Origin of the sequence: Akkermansia sp. JRP_AM1 (assembly GCF_049262625.1) — a bacterium.
Classification (GTDB): domain Bacteria; phylum Verrucomicrobiota; class Verrucomicrobiia; order Verrucomicrobiales; family Akkermansiaceae; genus Akkermansia; species Akkermansia massiliensis.
Genome location: NZ_CP118234.1, coordinates 1,372,955 through 1,390,364 on the forward strand (window position 1 = coordinate 1,372,955; position 17,410 = coordinate 1,390,364).

General features: G+C 56.9%; 13 protein-coding genes and 1 pseudogene. 2 read left to right on the forward strand and 12 right to left on the reverse strand.

Annotation, left to right across the window (positions count from 1 at the left end; genetic code table 11):
• Positions 1 to 30: 30 nt before the first annotated feature.
• On the forward strand, positions 31 to 1,089 hold the full coding sequence (locus tag PVA48_RS06535; RefSeq protein ID WP_180972958.1) for a polysaccharide pyruvyl transferase family protein: 1,059 nt from the start codon (positions 31 to 33) through the stop codon (positions 1,087 to 1,089).
• Between the two features lie 43 nt (positions 1,090 to 1,132).
• On the opposite strand, the gene PVA48_RS06540 is transcribed toward PVA48_RS06535, so the two are convergent.
• The 9 genes and pseudogenes from PVA48_RS06540 to PVA48_RS06580 all read right to left on the reverse strand — a co-directional run bounded on the left by PVA48_RS06540 (position 1,133) and on the right by PVA48_RS06580 (position 12,999).
• A complete protein-coding gene (locus PVA48_RS06540) occupies positions 1,133 to 2,446 on the reverse strand; it encodes a hypothetical protein (protein ID WP_146021061.1) in 1,314 nt (437 codons plus the stop codon).
• A gap of 28 nt (positions 2,447 to 2,474) precedes the next feature.
• A complete protein-coding gene (locus PVA48_RS06545; protein ID WP_022396367.1) occupies positions 2,475 to 3,620 on the reverse strand; it encodes a hypothetical protein in 1,146 nt (381 codons plus the stop codon).
• Positions 3,617 to 4,687, reverse strand: coding sequence for a hypothetical protein (locus PVA48_RS06550; protein ID WP_102721577.1), 1,071 nt, complete (start codon positions 4,685 to 4,687; stop codon positions 3,617 to 3,619). The genes PVA48_RS06545 and PVA48_RS06550 overlap by 4 nt, the downstream gene beginning before the upstream one ends.
• A 399-nt stretch (positions 4,688 to 5,086) precedes the next feature.
• Entirely contained in the window at positions 5,087 to 6,118 is a 1,032-nt protein-coding gene (fbaA, locus tag PVA48_RS06555; RefSeq protein WP_102721576.1) for a class II fructose-bisphosphate aldolase, read from the reverse strand.
• Between the two features lie 87 nt (positions 6,119 to 6,205).
• Positions 6,206 to 7,858, reverse strand: a complete 1,653-nt coding sequence (locus PVA48_RS06560; protein WP_102721575.1) for a beta-N-acetylhexosaminidase — start codon at positions 7,856 to 7,858, stop codon at positions 6,206 to 6,208.
• A 191-nt stretch (positions 7,859 to 8,049) separates the two neighbouring features.
• The gene (locus PVA48_RS06565; protein ID WP_180973724.1) at positions 8,050 to 9,576 is read right to left on the reverse strand and encodes an amylo-alpha-1,6-glucosidase; all 1,527 of its coding nucleotides are present in this window, start codon (positions 9,574 to 9,576) and stop codon (positions 8,050 to 8,052) included.
• Between the two features lie 293 nt (positions 9,577 to 9,869).
• Positions 9,870 to 11,158, reverse strand: a pseudogene (gene lysA, locus PVA48_RS06570) (diaminopimelate decarboxylase).
• Positions 11,159 to 11,161: 3 nt separating this feature from the next.
• Entirely contained in the window at positions 11,162 to 12,274 is a 1,113-nt protein-coding gene (locus PVA48_RS06575) for an AI-2E family transporter (RefSeq protein ID WP_102727344.1), read from the reverse strand.
• 59 nt (positions 12,275 to 12,333) lie between these two features.
• Positions 12,334 to 12,999 (reverse strand): HAD family hydrolase, encoded by a 666-nt coding sequence (locus PVA48_RS06580; RefSeq protein WP_102727945.1) that lies wholly within the window; start codon positions 12,997 to 12,999, stop codon positions 12,334 to 12,336.
• Between the two features lie 153 nt (positions 13,000 to 13,152).
• Here PVA48_RS06580 and PVA48_RS06585 point away from each other — a divergent pair, with 153 nt between their 5' ends.
• Positions 13,153 to 14,457 carry an APC family permease gene (locus PVA48_RS06585; protein WP_257228327.1) on the forward strand — a complete coding sequence of 435 codons (1,305 nt, stop codon included), beginning with the start codon at positions 13,153 to 13,155 and terminating at the stop codon, positions 14,455 to 14,457.
• Between the two features lie 44 nt (positions 14,458 to 14,501).
• On the opposite strand, the gene PVA48_RS06590 is transcribed toward PVA48_RS06585, so the two are convergent.
• The 3 genes from PVA48_RS06590 to floA all read right to left on the reverse strand — a co-directional run bounded on the left by PVA48_RS06590 (position 14,502) and on the right by floA (position 17,334).
• A complete protein-coding gene (locus tag PVA48_RS06590; RefSeq protein ID WP_102727947.1) occupies positions 14,502 to 15,284 on the reverse strand; it encodes a thiazole synthase in 783 nt (260 codons plus the stop codon).
• Between the two features lie 295 nt (positions 15,285 to 15,579).
• Positions 15,580 to 16,230, reverse strand: a complete 651-nt coding sequence (locus PVA48_RS06595; protein WP_102721570.1) for a hypothetical protein — start codon at positions 16,228 to 16,230, stop codon at positions 15,580 to 15,582.
• A 54-nt stretch (positions 16,231 to 16,284) separates the two neighbouring features.
• A complete protein-coding gene (gene floA / locus PVA48_RS06600) occupies positions 16,285 to 17,334 on the reverse strand; it encodes a flotillin-like protein FloA (protein ID WP_102721569.1) in 1,050 nt (349 codons plus the stop codon).
• Positions 17,335 to 17,410 lie beyond the last annotated feature (76 nt).

A 17,410-nucleotide genomic window follows, 5' to 3' on the forward strand; every position in this document is an offset into this window, starting at 1 on the left:
ATTTCCTGTTCCCCTGTCCCTGTTCACGCGATGATGGAGCTTCTGCGTGAGCTGGGGCCGTTCCATTACATGATGAACCAGGGGAATGTGGGGGATGCCCTGATTGCCGCTTCCACGGTCGCCCTGTTTGAAAGGGAAGAGCTGAATTTCAGTTCATGCGGCCCGGAACTCCCTGCAGGAAAGGAGGAAATAACGCTGGTTTACGGCGGCGGGGGAGGTTTTGTCCCCTATTTTGGCATGCTGCCTCATTATGTACGCCTTTTTTCGGATCCGCGCCTCCGGAAGTGCGTGATCCTGCCCCAGAGCTTCAGGGATTGTGATGAACTGGTGGATGTGCTGGATGAACGTTTTACCGTGTTTTGCCGGGAACGGGCTAGTTATGACTACTGCCTGTCAAGGAATGGGAAGGCGCGATTCCTGCTGGCGGATGACATGGCCGTGGCCGCGGAGCCCGAGATGCTGAAGAAGCGGCCCGTCAGGCTGCCTTTTCTGGAGATGGAGGAACGGGCGTGGGGCAAGCGCATGAAAAGGGATGTCAAGACTTCCTTGGTAGCGTTGCCCGGCGCCGGAAAGCTTGCCGTTTGCCTGCGAGATGATCCGGAAAGTACCGGCCACGCTCAAGCGTTGAAGGAACTCCCTTTGAATACGGACCTTTCCGTGTATTCCGTACGCGTGATTGATGAGGTGGAACACGCTTTTGCCTATACCCGCTGGCTTTTGAAGGCGCTGGACCAGCCTGACGCCATCTTGACGGACAGGCTCCATCTGGGCATTTCCGGAGCTCTTCTGGGCAAGGAGGTTTTTCTGATGGACAATGTTTACGGCAAAATTTCCGGAATTTATGAGTTGTCCCTGCGGGAGCGTTTTCCCCGCGTACATCTGTTGAATGAGTTGAGTGAATTTCCCTGGCTGGAGAAGGTTTTGACTGTACCGGACCTCGACCGCTGCCGGGAAAGGAAGGCGAAGCATGCGCGGCAGATAGGGAAAGCCGCCGCTTTGTCCAAGTACCTTTATTACCGCAAGGAGGAGAACGGAGTGCTCCGTGTCAAGGTCTGCGGCTTGCGGATTTGCAAGAAGCGGGTGGTTTGAGGATATTTATGGCCGCCGCGCGCTTGCATGGCGACAGGCTTTATCATTCGCGGCTTTGATGCAGGGGACCCTCTTTTTTACGTTTATAGATCCGAAGGCCAAGAATCTTGATGCGGACGCTGGCCGCATCTTCTTTTTTATAGTACAGGAAGTGTTTGATTCTCTTTCCCATCCGTTGAGGGAAAGTCAATGGCTTGGGCGCCGGGTACACACCCAGGGACAGCCTTTCCTTTAATGCCTGAGCCCACGGTTCCTGAGAAGTTCCCCATTTTTCGGCATCTTCCAGAATGGTCTGGTATTCGTAAAAGATGTGTTCATTCCATATCTCCTTGTCGCGAATTTCATCCAAAGATATATCGCGTAAATAAAAAGCTCCGGAGGCCTTGAAATTCAGGATGGTCCGGAAGCATTTTTCGCATACTCCGCAATTGTCCTGATCCGGATTGGAGTGCCAGCATACTCTCAGGTTGCGCAGTCCTCTTTCCCATTGGCTGACCAATTTTGCCTTCTGGCTCCGGGTGAATCCCCAGCCTTCTTCATACACACGGAATCGCCGGGAAGAAAGGAGGGGGGCCGTCACAAAGTTGGAGCCAAAATCCACTACGCCGGATGAATAGGGATAGGTGCTCCCCACCAGTACATTGCCATAATCCCTTTGCCAAAAGGATGCCATGCCTGTCAAAGCCGCCAGATGAACCAGTTGCCAGTGAAATCCCCAGTTAAGCTGGTTGTTCCAGAATGTATCCAGAGGGAAAATTTCAGGATAATTGCTTCCGCAGCGCAGAAGGCGCGTGATGCCCAGTTCCTCAATCGTAGAGAGAGCTTTTTCATAACAGCGCAGGAACAGGGGTTCTTCGTAAAGTCCCCGGTCTCCGCCCTGTACCAGCAGGCAGGCTTTCACATCCAGGGAATCATACCGCGGTTTCCGATGTGGGGATGCATGCCTGTACAAGGCGAAGGTCGCATCCAGCCCCTGGGAAAAGAGGGCAACCGCAGAATCGTCCACCGGCGCGTTTCTGTCGTCTATAATCCGGTCCGGCTTGATATCTACCACGTTAAGATACTCAGGATGCATTTGCGACCAGGCTTCCATGAAATGCTCCAAATTCCGAAGCAGAGTAAGACTGACGGCCCCTTTCACTTCAAAACGGCCTCCGACATGCATCATTTCAAAAATGAGCATCCTGATCCATGCGTCTGCAAAATTGTTTTCCACTGTGGGGGCCTGGTCGAAGGGTGCGAGGTCTACCCATACCCGGCAGTTATAACCGGGAGAAATAAAATCGCAATACAGGCGGGAAGTCCCATTGGGTTGAATATCGACCTGTTGTTGTGGAATGAGCTGGGAAGTAGCCATGGGAAACCGGAATCGGAAGGAGGTTGGGTTACTGGGAACTTCGGGACAACAGGGAAGGCTGCTTTCTGATGCAGTGGAACCATACCTGCCGTTTTTCAGATGGGGAAAGGACTGTGGAATGCTTCAAGAGATAAAGCATTTCCTGCTGGAAGTGGCCTGAATGAACAATCGTTTTTGCGAGGAAGCGCAGCGGCTTGTCTTGAAAAGCCCTCAAGTTGAAAACCTTGGAAAATTCCTGCAAATGACCAAGCAGATAAAGCTGGGAAATCGTACGGCGGCATTTCAAGCATGTGCCGCAGTTGAAAGCGCGTTCCAGGCAAACATTGAGGAAGTCGCAGGCAGGAGGATAATTGGCAAGGATGGCTGTTTTTTCATACCTTGCCAAATCCAGGCCATGCAGGTGGAAACGTACCTGTTCCGTTTCCGCCGCGGATAGAATGTGGGATTGAAGATGGAATTCACAGTAATCCCTCCGGTCCCTGGTGGTGAAATCCGGATGATTGATATGATAGGTGGCGGAAGTCCAGTATGAATTCATTAATCCATTCAGGACAAGCACACTGCCGGAATCCAAAAAGGGAAACCAGTTCAAATATCCCTCGTTGCCATAAAAATCGTACAGGGATGAATCCATCCAGACGAATTCCATACCGTTTTTTTCAGCAAAATTCCGGCTGAGCTTTCGTCTGCCTTCAAGCAGTTCCCGGTTTCCCCAATGGGAGCCGCAGTTATTGTGGAACAGGTGGGTGACAGGCGTCCCCGCCTTTTCCAGCTCCGCGATAGTGCACAGGGAATCCACCCCCAGGGACCCGCCCGTACCAATGCGGCAGCCGGGAATGGGGGAAAGAACTTCCGCGTGAACTTCTCCCGCCAGTTCAACGGGTTTCAGGAAAGGCCCTATTCCTGTCAGGATATGGGAGAGGAGCCGTATGCCGAAGTGGTACAGGTGCGCGGAGATGGCGGGAAGAACGCGAACCTGACCGCCCTGCTGGGAAATCCATGGAAGCAGGGCCACAAGGGCTCCATCCGCCCTGCCGGGATTCAAAAAGTCACGGAAACGGGAGTCTACCGTAAACGAAAGCGTGCGCGGCGCGTGGCCGTCCTGAAGAATGGGATAGGAGATGGTAACCGCATTTCCCTCTGTCTGTACGGATGGATGGTTAATCGTGATCATGAGTGTTGGAAGAGTTGGCGGATTTTATGTCTCATGCCGGTTGGCGGAAGATCCCTTTCCGCCAGCCGCCGTTCCAAGGTGACCGCCCAGGGCTCCTGCCCCAGTCCGTTGGCCTTGGCATGCTTGAGTATTTCCTGGGCATAGAGGACGCGGAAAGGGCGGTTAAACTGAATTTGGGAGATATCTTCATTCATGGCGTTGCGCGGCATGCACGTTATTTTGTCCCTGGGCACTCCCATGGCCATGAAGTTCATGATGGTCAGGCGGCATTTGGTGCATACGCCGCAGTTGCCGGACGCGTCTTTACCTTCCCAGCAACATCTCAGCAGGGCCATGGCCTTATCCCACTGCGCGATGAGTCCGGCTTTTTCCGTACGATCATGCCCCATGCCGTCCGTGACGGCTTCCTTGCTGTGGGAGCCTAGATAGTGGTCCGTGATGGGATTGGAGGCCCAGGGGTAGGAGAAGGAGTCATAGGACCCTTCGCTGCCCGCCATGAAGTAACCGAAGCGGGAGGTGAAAACGCGCATTCCTCCCATCAGCATGGTATGGTAGGTCATTTCGTAATCCATCCCCATGTTCCGGAAATTGGTCCGGATGCGGTAGAATTGGCAGATGCCGATGTCTTCCAGCAATTCTCTGGCCTTGGAGAAAGCCTTGTCAAAGTGTTCCTGGTTGTTTTCCGCAATGTCCGCTCCCTGGAACATCACGCAGGCCGTCAGATTAAGGGTCTGGGGGCCTGCCAAGCCTTTCCGGTGGCGGTAGGCGGTGAAGCAGGCGTCCAGACCGCCGGAAAAGCAGGAAATGGCTTCGTCCCGTTGGGGAACAGCGGAGTCGTCTCGCTCGGCGGCATGGATGGTGACGCGGTGAAAGACGTTGGGCATCCAGCGGTTCCAGGCTTCCGCGTAGCGGTCCAGATTGACCAGCAGGGAACGGGACAGGCGCCCCGGCCCTGTAACGGAGAATTCGCCGCCCGTTTCCATCATTTTATGGATGAAGAAGATGCACCAGGCGTCCGCCAAGTCGTCTTTGTCAATGTCCACGTTTCCGGTGGATTCAATATCCATGTATTGATGGAATTCCCGGCCTGCAGCTGTGGAGAGGACCGCTTTCAGCGTTGTTTTGTGTGGAGAGTGGACCTCGGGGGAAAAATGCGGAGTTCGTTGCTCATGTCGAAAAGGAGTCAGTCTTAAAGTCGAACGAACATTAACGAATAAGAAATCCGCAGACAACATGTTTTTTTGAGGCAGAAAGGGTAGCAGCAGGAGAAAGGAGGATTGCAGAGCGATGGGAAAAGAACGCCCCTGCTTTTTTTTCTTCCAAACCTCCCATTAAATGGATGGTTCAAAGAAAATGTTCCGCTGTCGTCCAGTTGGCGGATTTCTTATCCGCAGTCCGAAGAGCGAAAAAAATGCCCGGTTCCTTTGGGGAAACCGGGCATTGCATCAAAGCCGTTGAAGGGCTGTTTATATCTTGCCGAAGAGGGTCTTGCCGGCGGACATGAGGTTGTCTGCGGCTTCCTGGAGACGGGCGGCGACTCCCTTTTCACCCTTGGCGAGGTAGGAACGGGGATCGTAGTCCTTCTTGTTGCCCACTTCACCGTCAATCTTGAGCACTCCGTTGATGTGTTCGCACATGTGGGAGACGATCGGGCGGGTGAAGGCGTATTGCGTATCGGTGTCGATGTTCATCTTGACTACGCCGTAGGAAACGGCTTCGCGGATGTCGGAGAGTTCGGAACCGGAACCGCCGTGGAAAACGAGGGGCATGCGGGCCGCTTCGCCGTGCTTGGCGACCACGGCTTCCTGGCCGTCGCGCAGGATGCTGGGCTTCAGCTTGACGTGGCCGGGCTTGTACACGCCGTGCACGTTGCCGAAGGTGGCGGCCAGCATGAATTTGCCGAGGGGGGCCAGGGCTTCATACGTCATCAGCATGTCTTCCGGAGAGGTGTAGAGCTTGTCAGCGGGGTGGCCGGAGTTGTCCACGCCGTCTTCTTCGCCGCCCACGACGCCGATTTCAATTTCAAGGACGATGCCCAGTTCGGCGCATTCCTTCAGCAGTTCACGGGAAAGCTTGAGGTTTTCAGCCATGGGCAGCGTGGAGGCGTCCAGCATGTGGGAGTTGAAGAGGGGGGCTTCACCGCGTTCCACGCGGCGGCGGGATTCGGCGATCAGGGGACGCAGGAAGGTGTCCACGTGTTCGGGCTGGCAGTGGTCCGTGTGCAGGGCTACAAGCACGTTGTGCTTTTCAGCCAGGCGGCGCGTGGCTTCCGCCAGAACAATGGCGCCAAGGGCGGAACTGCCGATGGAGGTGCCGGAGGCGAATTTGCCGCCGCCGATGGAAACCTGGATGATGCCGTCGCTCTTGGCTTCGGAGAAGGCGCGGAGGGCGCCGTTGATCACTTCGATCGTGGTCACGTTGACGGCCGGATAGGCATAGCCTTCCTTCTTGGCCGTTTCAAGCATGGTAATGTATTGTTCTGGTGTGGCTATTGGCATAACGGGGACATGATAGGTGTTTTTTTTCGGGAGGGCAAGGCTGAACTCAGGCGCGCGCAGGGGTTGCAGAGCTCTTGCGGGACATGGTCATTCGCGGATCATTTTCGCCTCCGGCTGCGCCGGTTCTCCGGAGTCCGTCCGGTAGTTGACGCGCTGCGCGTCCAGGAAGGGCTTGTGCCTGTCCAGGCGTTCCTTGAAGTCTGTGAAGTCCTTGCGGCCAGGCTGCGTCCAGCCCAGCTCCGCGATGGCGAACATGCGCGGAAATACCATGTACTGCCATTTGGCCAGTGTGGTCATGTATTCGCTCCAGCAGCTTCCCTGCACGCCCAGGATGTTTTTTTCCTGTTCCGGGGTGAGCCCCTTCGGAACGGGATTCATGTTATAGACTTTTTGCAGGGGAATGGTGGAGAAAGTCGCCATTTCATATTCGGGGCCTTCCGGATGCGGCCCTTCCTGCCGGATCAGGTACGTGCTTTCAAAGGGAGTCATGATCACCTTGTTTCCGTGCTTGATGGCTTCCCGGGCAATGCCGGGATCATGCCAGACCATCAGGGTGGCCGTCTTGGAAAGGCCGCCTTCCCGGATTTCATCCCAGCCGATGATTTGCTTGCCGCGCGCGTTGACCAGCTTTTCCACGCGGTGGATGAAGTAGCTCTGGAGCTCTTGTTCGTTTTTCAGGCCGTTTTTCTTCATCACTTCCTGGGCCTGGGGGGAGTTTTTCCACTGCTGTTTGGGGGCTTCGTCTCCGCCTATGTGGATGTAGGGGGAATCCGGGAAGAGCTGGCAGACTTCTTCTAGGATGCCGTCAATGAATTTGAAGGTGGGTTCCGTGGGGCTGAACGTGAAAGGGAGGATCCCCCAGCGCGTCGCCACCCGGGGCTTGTAGCCGGGGATGTCCTTGTTGCCGAATTCGGGATAAGCCGTGATGGCGGCCGCGGCGTGGCCGGGCGTTTCTATTTCCGGCACGATGGTGACGTGCCTGCGTTTGGCGTAGTCCACCAGCTCCTTTACTTCCTTCTGGGTGTAGAAGAAGGTGAAGGGTTTGCCGTCTCCCTTGTTGCGGTTGCCGGGAATGGGGCTTTCCGGGCGGGTGGCGCCGATGGAGGTGAGCCTGGGATATTTTTTGATTTCCAGCCGCCAGCCCTGGTCTTCCGTCAGGTGCCAGTGGATGGTGTTTACCTTGTAGCAGGCGAGCAGGTCGATGATGGTTTTCAGCTCCGCGATGGAACGGGGATTGCGGCCGCTGTCAATCATGATGCCGCGCCACGTGAAGCGCGGACTGTCCGTGATGGTCATGCAGGGAAGGGCCCAGTGGCCGGCGGCATCCTTTTCCAGAGACTGCTTGAGGGTTTGCGCCGCATAGAAAGCTCCGGCGGGAGACGTGCATGAGACGGTGATGCCCTGCGTGGAGACCTTGATGGAGTACCATTCCGGAGACAGGGAAGCGTCTTTTTTCAGGATGATTTGTACGGCATTGGCCGCGGAAGGAGCCGGGCTTACCTTGATTTGCCGGAGGTTGTTGGAGAACCCCGTCACGAAGGAGGCAATGCAGCTTTTGTCTCCCGTTTTGGAAACAGGCAGCGTGTTGCTGACCAGAAATCCCGGCTTGTTTTTTTCCACGTCCAGCGCGGATGGGAGGGGGATGATGGCCGGGTCGCCCGGTACGGGTTTGGAGGGCAGGGAGAAGGCGGCGGACGCGGACAGGAGGCCTGCGGCTAGAAAGAGGCTTTTGGAAAACATGAGGAAAAAAGGGAGGGAAAATTTTAACGTAAATAGTATATTCCGCGGGTGTTTACAAGGCGGCTTTACGGGATTTGCCCTGGAGGGAATAAAGAAGTCCTGTCTCCGGTGCCGGGGTGGACCGGAAAGCTGCAGGGCTGAGGCCGTGGCACGGATTTTTTTGGAGATCCGGGAATGTCCGGCCGGGTGTGTTATTTCAGGGTGATGGAGGCGGTTCCGGGCTTGATGGCGTATTTTTTACCGTTAATCACCAGGGAATAAGGGTTGTTGCTTGTGACGTCAACGGTGTTTTTGCCGTCAAAAACGATGTCGGTGGTAGTCGTCCCGAAATGAAGATTTTTTAATCCGTGCCTGCCTTTCTCCCTTTTCAATCTCCACTGGATTTCATTCCGGAGTGCAGAAACCTTATGGAATCCCAGAACGTTTTCAATAAAGAGGGAAATGGGGCCCAGCGCCGACCAGCCGCAAAATTCCGGACGGGCCCTGCGGCCATGTTCGGTAGACGGCTCGTTGGCACTGGGGCTGTAACATTCCCATATCGTGTGCGGTTTGATGCCGTGGTAAGCGGCAAGCTGCTGGCGGATGATTTTTTCAGCGATCATGTCGGCTTCCTCATGGTAGCCGTATTCTTCAAGCGCCTTGACAGTCATGTACGTGGTGGGCAGCCAGATGCCGCCGCGCCAGTAATCCCCGGTTTGGTCATGGTAATCCCTATCCCTGCGGGAAAGGGTGGGCGTCGGGTAGTTTCCACCGAATTCCTGCGGGTCCCGAAGGTATTTTACCATTTTTTCCGCCTGGGCCGGCGAAGCAACTCCGGCTAAAAGCGGCCAGTAGGAGGCCATTGTCCTGATGCGGCAGGGCTGCCTGCTTTCTATCGCCACATCATAGTAGAACCCGTCCTGCTCATCCCAGTACAGTTCGTTTATTTTGTCTTTCAGCTTGCGGTAGACGGCCTCCCATTTCCCGGCTGCGCCTGCATTGCCCAGTGATTGTTCCAATTGGGCCATGCAGCGTGCGCTCAGGGCTTGCTGGGAAATGGCGTCAATCCATAGAATCTTATTGTAGCCGCCTGCGTCCCGGCCTCTGGGCGTGTTGTCCATTCCGCTGGCGCCCCCCGTCCATGTAAAACCATCTTCACCAATGGCGTTCAGGTGGATGTTTTGGGGAGAGCATTCGAAACGTTCTCCCGCTTTGGCATTGGCAAACCAGTCAAAATGTTTTTGAAGGTACTGTTTCCGATTCAGGATTTCATGGATGCGGTTTTTGTTTCCGGTAAAGTCGTAGTATTCCTTTTCAACCCATGCGAACAACGGAGGATTGTCCACGAGGTGAATGCGAAGCGGAGTTTTTTCCTTATCCCAAATGGGTTTGTACAGATTGTCCATGCTTCCCTCTCCGGGGAATGAGTTCGGCGCATACTTGGCAAAGAGCACCATGAAACAGGTATCCCAAATCCAGATTTGGTCTTCGTAACAGTTTTCATCCATGTAGGGCGACCCGGGGAGGCCCTCAGGGCCTTTTCTTACCCGTCCGGCCGTGATTTCCCATGTTTTATGGTAAAGATCCACGAGGTCTTTGTCAGGGTAAACCGGCTGGGGAATTTCTTCTTTCCAGCCTTCCTGAATGCAGCTGTCATGATGGGCCGTCGCTCCCAGGCCTTGCACACAGGCCATTGTTCCCAGGATGATGCCGCATGCTGTCCGCAGGTAGTATTTCATTTCCAGTATACGGCCAGGGAGGCGAGAAAATATCTTTTTCTCGTCCCGTACCGGGTGGAAGGATTTTCCATGCCGTCATGTTCCCCTGGCAGGCCAATGATGGCATGGAACCGAATTAGTATTACTGAAGGCGGCGCTGCCGCCGGAAGGATGAAAGTGAAGCGACAGCGTGGAGGAAAGGGAAAATGATTTTTTCCGTCAACATGGAATAATAGGAAAAGGGACGTCCCTCCTCCGGTTTTTATCTTCGTGAGACGCCCCTTTGAAAGTGGGGAAAGATGAAGCGCGGGAGGTTATTCCGGAATGGATTCCCCCCGGATGAGGTCTTCCCAGGTCTGGCGGCTGCGGATGACGTTCCACTGGTTTCCGTCCACCAGCACTTCTTCCGCCATGGGGCGGGAATTGTAGTTGGAGGACATGGAAAAACCGTAGGCGCCGGCGGACAGCACGGCCAGGAGTTCTCCCTGGCGCACGTCCGTCATGTCCCTGTTCTGGGCCAGGAAGTCCCCGGATTCGCAGATGGGGCCGACGACGTCCGTGGTAATGCAGGATTCGGAGAGGTGTTCCCTGACCGGGATGATTTCATGATACCCCTGGTAGAGGGCGGGGCGGATGAGGTCGTTCATGCCCGCATCCACGATTTTAAAGGTTTTGGCCTTTCCAGTCTTTTCATACAGGCAGCGAGTGATGAGCGCGCCCGCATTTCCCACGATGAGGCGTCCCGGTTCCACGATGATATGCAGGCCCAGAGGCTGGAGGGTGGGAACGACGGCCTGGGCGTAAGTGCTCAGCGTGAGCTGGGCGCAGTCTTCATTCCACCATTCCTTGACGCCGGAATCCAGCGTATCCTGGTAAACGATGCCGATGCCGCCGCCGATGGAGAAGAATTCGATGCCGTGCTTTTCTTTCAGCGCGGCGGCCAGCGGAGCCACTTTCCTGACGGCTTCCAGGAAGGGTTTCGCCTGGGTGAGCTGGGAGCCGATGTGCATCTGCAGGCCCTTGAGTTGGAGGTTCGGAAGTTCGCGGGCCGCCATCTCGTAAAGAGGTTCAATGAGTTCAAAGTCCACGCCGAATTTGTTTTCAGCCTTCCCGGTGGTGATGTATTTGTGCGTTCCCGCCTCCACATTGGGATTGACGCGCACGGCTACCGGAGCCTTTACTCCCATGGACGCGGCGATGGCGTCAATGGCGCGCAGTTCCGTCTCCGATTCCACATTGAAGCAGTAAATGCCCTGTTCCAGGGCGTAGCGGATTTCCGCCTCTGTTTTTCCCACGCCGGCATAGGTGCATTTGGAAGGGTCCCCCCGGCCTTGAGGACGCGAAAGAGTTCTCCGCCGGAAACGATGTCGAACCCCGCGCCATTGCGGGCCATGAGGTTCAGGATGGCGATGTTGGAGCTGGCCTTGACGGCGTAGGCCACTTCCGCGTTAAGGGGCGCCAGGGCTTCCCTGAGGCGGTGGAAATGGTTCAGAATGGTCTGCTTGCTGTAGACGTACAGGGGGGTGCCTTCCTTGTCCGCCAGTTCCTGGAGGTTGACGTTTTCACAGTAGAGCGTGCCGTTTTTATATGCGAATGAATGCATGGATTATTCCTTGGTTGTGCTTTCGTTGGTTTTCCCGGAATGGAGAGGAGGGAGCGGGAATCTGGGCGTAGGGGGGTTGTCGATGAGCTGGGCGATCCAGGCGAGATCCTTGGAGCTTTCCAGCCCGAGCTTGATCAGCATGGTGATGGGGACGGCCAGCAGCATGCCGATGGGGCCCCATACCCAGCCCCAGAAGATGACGGAAAGCAGGACCATGCTTGTCACGATGCCGAATTGGCGGCCCAGCAGCATGGGTTCCAGGCAACTCCCCAGGACCGTGTTGATCACCAGGTAGCCGCCGGCTACGATGATGCCCGCGGTGGGGCTGATCAGGAGCATGGCGAGCAAGGTGGGGGGAATGGCCGCGATGATGGAGCCGAAGGTGGGGATGAAGTTGAGCGCGAAGGCCACGATGCCCCACAGCAGCGGGAAGTCCACCTTCATGTAGTAGCAAAGCAGGAAGGCCAGCAGTCCGGTGGCTGCGCTAATGAAGGTCTTGATAATCAGGTATTTCTGTACTCCGGCCAGAGCTTTGGAAAATTTGCGGATTCCCGTGTCGCTGTTGTTGCCCAGTTTGTTGATGTTCATCCGGAAGCGGGGGGCTTCCCCCAGGAAGAAGGTCATCAGGATCAGAATCAGGGTGGTGAAGGTCAGCATGGAGGCGAGCTGCCCCATCACCCCCGTGGAGAACGCCACGATGCGCTGCCCGTTGAGCAGGTCCGGGAGTTCCTGAAGCATCTGGTCCGCCAGATTGTTCCAGTCACGTTCAATGAGGAAGGCGCGGAGTTCGTGGATTTTCTCCATCATCAGGGGCTGGTATTTGACCGTGACCGTCCGGGCCAGGTCCTGCCCCAGGTACTGGGCCAGATAGGCCAGGCCCACAAGAATGCCGAAGTCCATGATCACCGTGAAGGTTACCGCCAGCCAGTGCGGAAAACGAAGACGGCCCTTGAAAAAAGTGGTCAGCGGGTAACTGACGATCGCCAGAAAGCCGGACAGGACGATGGGGAGCAGCACCGGCTTCCCCGCCTGCAGCCCGGCCGTGATGACGATGACGCTGGCGAGCATGAGCAGGATTTTCAGGCCCTCTTTTCCGGATTCTTTCTGGGGAGTCATGGAAGGATTGGTGTTAACGGGGTGAGTAATGGTGTCCGATTTCCTGCGGGATTGCAATATTAAAGGCCCTCATTCCCATCATGTTCCCGGAAAAAGCGGTCCAGGTCTTCAAAGCGGGTCAGGAGGTAGTCAGGCTTCCGTTCTTCGAGCCCCTTTACATCCGCCTCCGCGGCCCATCCTGCGGCAAGAATGCGGATGGGAACGGCGCGGCATGCGTCCACGTCCGTGGGGGAATCCCCGATGTAGATGGCTTCCCCGGCGGAAGAGTCCAGGCGGTCCAGCGCCCGCCTGATGCGGTCCGGCTTCACGCCGCCCTCAGGGGAGCCTGTTTCCAGAATGGGGAAGAACTCGGCCAGATGGAAAAATTGAAGGGAAATCTCCGCGCTTTCCAGGCGTTTGCCGGTGACCATGGCCAGACGGATGCCGCGGCTGCGCAGGGCGTGCAGCAGTCCGGCCGCCCCGGGGAAGGGAGTGGGCGCCAGTTCCGGATGCAGCTCATGGTAATAGCGGAGGAACAGTTCCCTGCCTTTTTCGTGCAGTTCCGGCTTTCCGGGAAGCAGTCTTTGGATGACGCCCAGGTCGTCCGGCCCGAACTGGCGTTCGATTTCCTCATCCGTCAACGTTCTGCCGTCCAGTTCCCGGACGGCGCGGCGGAAGGCTTCCCGGCACAGGGGTATGGTATCCGCAAGCGTTCCGTCAAAATCAAAAATGGCGGTTTTGATCATCAGCCGTACCCTACATGCCGCCTGCGGACGGTTCAAGGGGAAAGCCGTGCCTGAATAGTCATGATGACGCTGCGGGGCGTTCCGGACCGGCAGGACGTGTCATCTCGTATGGAAAGGTCAACGTTCCGTCCCTGTAAGCTCTCTAATTCCCTTATGCACGGGAAGGCTCCAAAAGAATATTTATCCCTGTGGAGCGTGATTGCATTGGGAATAGGTTCCATGGTAGGAGCGGGAATTTTCGCCCTCATGGGTCAGGCGACCCTGATGGCGGGCAAAAACGTGTACTGGTCCTTCCTGCTGGGAGGCGTCGCGGCCCTGCTTTCCGGTTATACCTACGCCAAGCTGGGTTCCCGTTATCCCGGTTCCGGAGGAATCATGGATTATTTCAACGAGGCTTTTTCCCATAAGACCCTCTCCGGCGCGCTGACGCTGATTTACCTGGGAACGCTGGTCATTACCGTGGCCCTGGTCGCCAAGTCCTTCGGGGCCTATGCGTCCCGCCTGTTTTTGCCGGACGAATTAACCAACATCTATTCCACCGCCCTTTTCGCCAGCGTGGCCATTCTGCTGCTGGGAGCATTGAACATGGGAGGAGCCAAGGCCGTAGGGAAGTCGGAGGTGGTGATGGTGGCGTTCAAGCTGCTTATTCTGACGGTTCTGATGCTTGCCAGCTTCGGTTCTTCCGTGCCAGTGGGCGCGGACCCCATTCCGGTGAAAGGACTGGACGGGCTGCTGGGGAGCGTGGGACTGACGTTTTTCGCGTTTGCCGGCTACGGCATGATGGCCAATACGGCGGGCAATCTGAAAAATCCTTCCAAAACATTGCCCAAGGCCATTTTCCTGGCTATCGGCATCGTGCTGGTTCTGTACCTGGTGCTTTCCTACGTAGTGCTGACCAACGTTCCCGCCACTTCCCTGGAAAGCCACACGGAAACCGCCGTGGCGCAGGCCGCCTATCCCGTGCTGGGCGTGTGGGGCTTCATGGCCGTATCCGTGGCGGCGCTCATTGCCACGGCGTCAGCCATTAACGCCACCATGTTCAGCATGCTGGACATTTCCCGGGCACTGGCGCGCAACGGCCAGCTGGGAGCCATCTTCAAGCAGCCTTTCTGGGGCAGCGGCACGGAAGGCTTTTTCTATCTTCTGCTGGGCATTCTGGTGATGACGAATGCCTTTAACCTGGTAGCCATCGCCAATCTGGCGGGGGCCTGTTTCCTGATCAGCTACCTGGCGGTGTTCGTTGCCCATTGGCGGCTCCGGAAAGAGACGCAGGGGAACGCGCTGCTGATCATCCTCGGGTTCCTGCTGATGCTGTTTATTCTGGGAGCCTTTTTCTACCAGATGTTCTTCAGCCAGCCTTATCTGATTCCGCTGATCCTCCTGTTTGTGGCCGCCTGTTTCATTCTGGAATTTTTCATTCGCAAAAAGCTGGCGAAGGGGGCTTCCAAGGCTTCCTAGGCTGTGGGGGTTAGGAAAGAAACGCTTTCCCTCCCGTTGCACTTTTAATGCAGGAAGGAAGTGAGGGGGCTGGTGGCGGCAGCCCGGACGGAAACGGCGGGAAGGCCGGCCAGATGGGCCATGCGCCCGGCGCGGCAGGCCAGCGCGAACGCTTCCGCCATGGAGGCGGGGTCTCCGGCGGCGGCGATGGCCGTATTGACGAGCACGGCGTCCGCCCCCATCTCCAGGGCTTCCGCCGCATGGCTGGGGGCTCCCAGCCCGGCGTCCACCACTACGGGCACGACGGCCTGTTCAATGATGATGTTGATCAGCTCCCTGGTCAGCACGCCCTTGTTGGTGCCTATGGGAGCGCCCAGAGGCATGACGGCTGCCGCTCCGGCTTCCTGGAGGCGTTTGGCCAGCACGGGGTCCGCATTGATGTAGGGAAGCACCGTGAAGCCTTCCCTGACCAGGATTTCCGCCGCTTTCAGCGTTTCAATGGGGTCCGGCATCAAATACTGGGCGTCCGGATGGATTTCCAGCTTGATCCAGTTGGGGAGTCCGGCTGCCGCCGCCAGTCGCGCCAGTCGCACGGCTTCTTCCGCCGTTGTCGCTCCGCTGGTGTTCGGGAGAATAAGGTATTTTTCAGGGTTGATGAAATCCAGAATATTGGCGGCGGGGTCATGGGAGCCCGTCAGGTCCGCCCGGCGCAGAGCCACCGTCACAATTTGGGAGCCGGAAGCTTCCAGAGCTTCTTTCATGCTCTCATTGGAAGAAAACTTTCCCGTTCCCACCATCAGGCGGGAGGTGAATTGGCGTCCGGCTATCTGCAAAGGTGAATCTGTCATTGCGGGTGAAGGGTACCTCCCCTTTCCTTTCCAGGCAAGGGGGAATGAAGAAAAAGGCAGGAGTTGCCGCGGCATGGACGAGCGCCTCCGACTGGGAATGAAAGGTTGATTCATCCATCTTCCAGATTTACCCGCCCTGCGGGCTTCAAGATGAGCTTTCCATCCAGCCGGACTTGTCCGGTTTCCCGGCCTTCATACAACCTTCCCGATAAAAAATATTCTGAAAACTTTCCTTCAAATCCAGGAAAAACCGGTTTTTGAATGGACGGAGGGAGAAACCCCCTCCTCCCCTCTATTATTCCCCGCTGAAGGAAATGCCCCGGAGCGCTCTGGGCTTGCCCAGGATTTCCTGATAAAGAATGGCCGTTTTCAAGGATTGGGAACGGCGCAGGGAGTTTTTCAGGGAAAGAGGTTCGGACGCGGCGACCGTGGGAAGCGGTTCAGGCCGGCTTTCCTTCATTTCCCTTTCCTGCAAACGATGCAGGGCGGCCTGTTCCGCGTCAGACAGGGAACGCATGGACTGCCGGGCTTCTTCCGTGGCCTTTACGTAGCGTTCCAGCACGTTCTGGGCGGTTTGCTGGGCGGTTTCCGCCGTCCACTCCGGCTTGGGTTCCGGTTCAGGACGGCGCTTGCGGGCCACGGCGGGAGTGGGAAGCTCCACGGGTGGGGCGGAGGGGCGCGGAGCGCGCGCCGGAGCCTGTGGCCGTGCCGGCTGTGGCTGCCGCGGCTGCGGATTGGTCCGGCGCATTTCCGCAATGACTTCCTTCACGCGTTTTTCATGATGGTCTTCCGTGTCCAGGACGGGCGTTTCCTCATCTTTTTCTTTTGGTTTCAAAAACTCAATTACTTTCTTGATGAGAAAGATCGCCCCCACGATCAGCCAGAACCAGAGCTTCAGGCTGTCGTCATCGCCGCCGGAGGCGAGCATGTATGCCAGTGAATCCATAAAGGAGGAAGGGCCACCGGAGAGAAAATCCGGTCTCTCCGGTGGCCTGAGAATTTATTTAATGGAAGAGGGGGAAGCATCCGGCTTGGCAATGGAATCCCTCATCTTGGTATCGGCCACTACGTTCTGGTAGCGGGCATAATCCAGCACTCCCAGGTTGCCGTTGCGGAAGGCTTCCGCCATGGCCATGGGAATCTGGGCTTCCGCTTCCACCACCTTGGCGCGCATTTCCTGCGTTTTGGCGGCCATTTCCTGTTCCGTGGCTACGGCGGCGGCGCGGCGGACTTCCGCCTTGGCCTGGGCAATCTGCTTGTCCGCTTCCGCCTGTTCGGCCTGGAGGCGCGCGCCCACGTTGCCGGCCACGTCCACGTCTGCAATGTCAATGGAAAGCACTTCAAACGCCGTGGCGGCGTCCACGCCCTTGTCGCTCACGGTGCGGGAGATTACCTCCGGTTTTTCCAGAACATCCTTGTAGGAGGGCGCGGAGCCTACGGCGGAGACGATGCCTTCCCCGACGCGGGCGACCACCGTTTCTTCCGTGGCGCCGCCTACGAAAAGGTCCAGGTTGGTGCGCACCGTCACGCGGGCACGCACTGCCACGGCAATGCCGTCACGGGCCACCGCCGTCAGGCGCGTCTGGCCGGAGCTGGGGTTCGGGCAGTCGATGACGCGGGGGTTGATGGAGGTTCGCACGGCTTCCAGCACGGTCTTGGACGTGCCTTTCACGGCCAGGTCAATGGCGCAGGCACGGTCATAGCTCAGCGGGATGCCGGCTTTTTCCGCAGCAATCAGGGCGAGGACGCAGTCCACGATGTCGCCGCCGGCCAGGAAGTGGGCTTCCAGTTCATCCGTGCTGATGTCCAGTCCGGCCTTGGCCGCCGTGATGCGGGTGTCCACTACCAGGGGGTAGGGCACTTTGCGGAGCCACATTCCCAGCATGTTGCTCATGGAGACAGGGGCTTTCGCGAGGCGCGCGCGCAACCATGTCTTGAAGAATTTGGCGATGATGGCGAAGAAGATGACCAGGAAGATGACGAGGACGATCACCAGGATGGTCCCCCAGGCGGTGGCGTTGGAGATGTTTGCTAACAGCAAATTGTTCATGTATCCTTCCATACCATATTAACCGAAGCAGGGTAAAGATATAATTGTGTTACCTATGGTTTAAAGGTATTGACCT

Excerpts from the sequence above, each read along its gene's own strand:
- PVA48_RS06535 (WP_180972958.1), top strand. The coding sequence starts at position 31 with ATGATGGAGCTTCTGCGTGAGCTGGGGCCGTTCCATTACATGATGAAC.
- PVA48_RS06540 (WP_146021061.1), bottom strand. The coding sequence starts at position 2,446 with ATGGCTACTTCCCAGCTCATTCCACAACAACAGGTCGATATTCAACCC.
- PVA48_RS06545 (WP_022396367.1), bottom strand. The coding sequence starts at position 3,620 with ATGATCACGATTAACCATCCATCCGTACAGACAGAGGGAAATGCGGTT.
- PVA48_RS06550 (WP_102721577.1), bottom strand. The coding sequence starts at position 4,687 with ATGGATATTGAATCCACCGGAAACGTGGACATTGACAAAGACGACTTG.
- fbaA (WP_102721576.1), bottom strand. The coding sequence starts at position 6,118 with ATGCCAATAGCCACACCAGAACAATACATTACCATGCTTGAAACGGCC.
- PVA48_RS06560 (WP_102721575.1), bottom strand. The coding sequence starts at position 7,858 with ATGTTTTCCAAAAGCCTCTTTCTAGCCGCAGGCCTCCTGTCCGCGTCC.
- PVA48_RS06565 (WP_180973724.1), bottom strand. The coding sequence starts at position 9,576 with ATGAAATACTACCTGCGGACAGCATGCGGCATCATCCTGGGAACAATG.
- PVA48_RS06575 (WP_102727344.1), bottom strand. The coding sequence starts at position 12,274 with ATGACTCCCCAGAAAGAATCCGGAAAAGAGGGCCTGAAAATCCTGCTC.
- PVA48_RS06580 (WP_102727945.1), bottom strand. The coding sequence starts at position 12,999 with ATGATCAAAACCGCCATTTTTGATTTTGACGGAACGCTTGCGGATACC.
- PVA48_RS06585 (WP_257228327.1), top strand. The coding sequence starts at position 13,153 with ATGCACGGGAAGGCTCCAAAAGAATATTTATCCCTGTGGAGCGTGATT.
- PVA48_RS06590 (WP_102727947.1), bottom strand. The coding sequence starts at position 15,284 with ATGACAGATTCACCTTTGCAGATAGCCGGACGCCAATTCACCTCCCGC.
- PVA48_RS06595 (WP_102721570.1), bottom strand. The coding sequence starts at position 16,230 with ATGGATTCACTGGCATACATGCTCGCCTCCGGCGGCGATGACGACAGC.
- floA (WP_102721569.1), bottom strand. The coding sequence starts at position 17,334 with ATGAACAATTTGCTGTTAGCAAACATCTCCAACGCCACCGCCTGGGGG.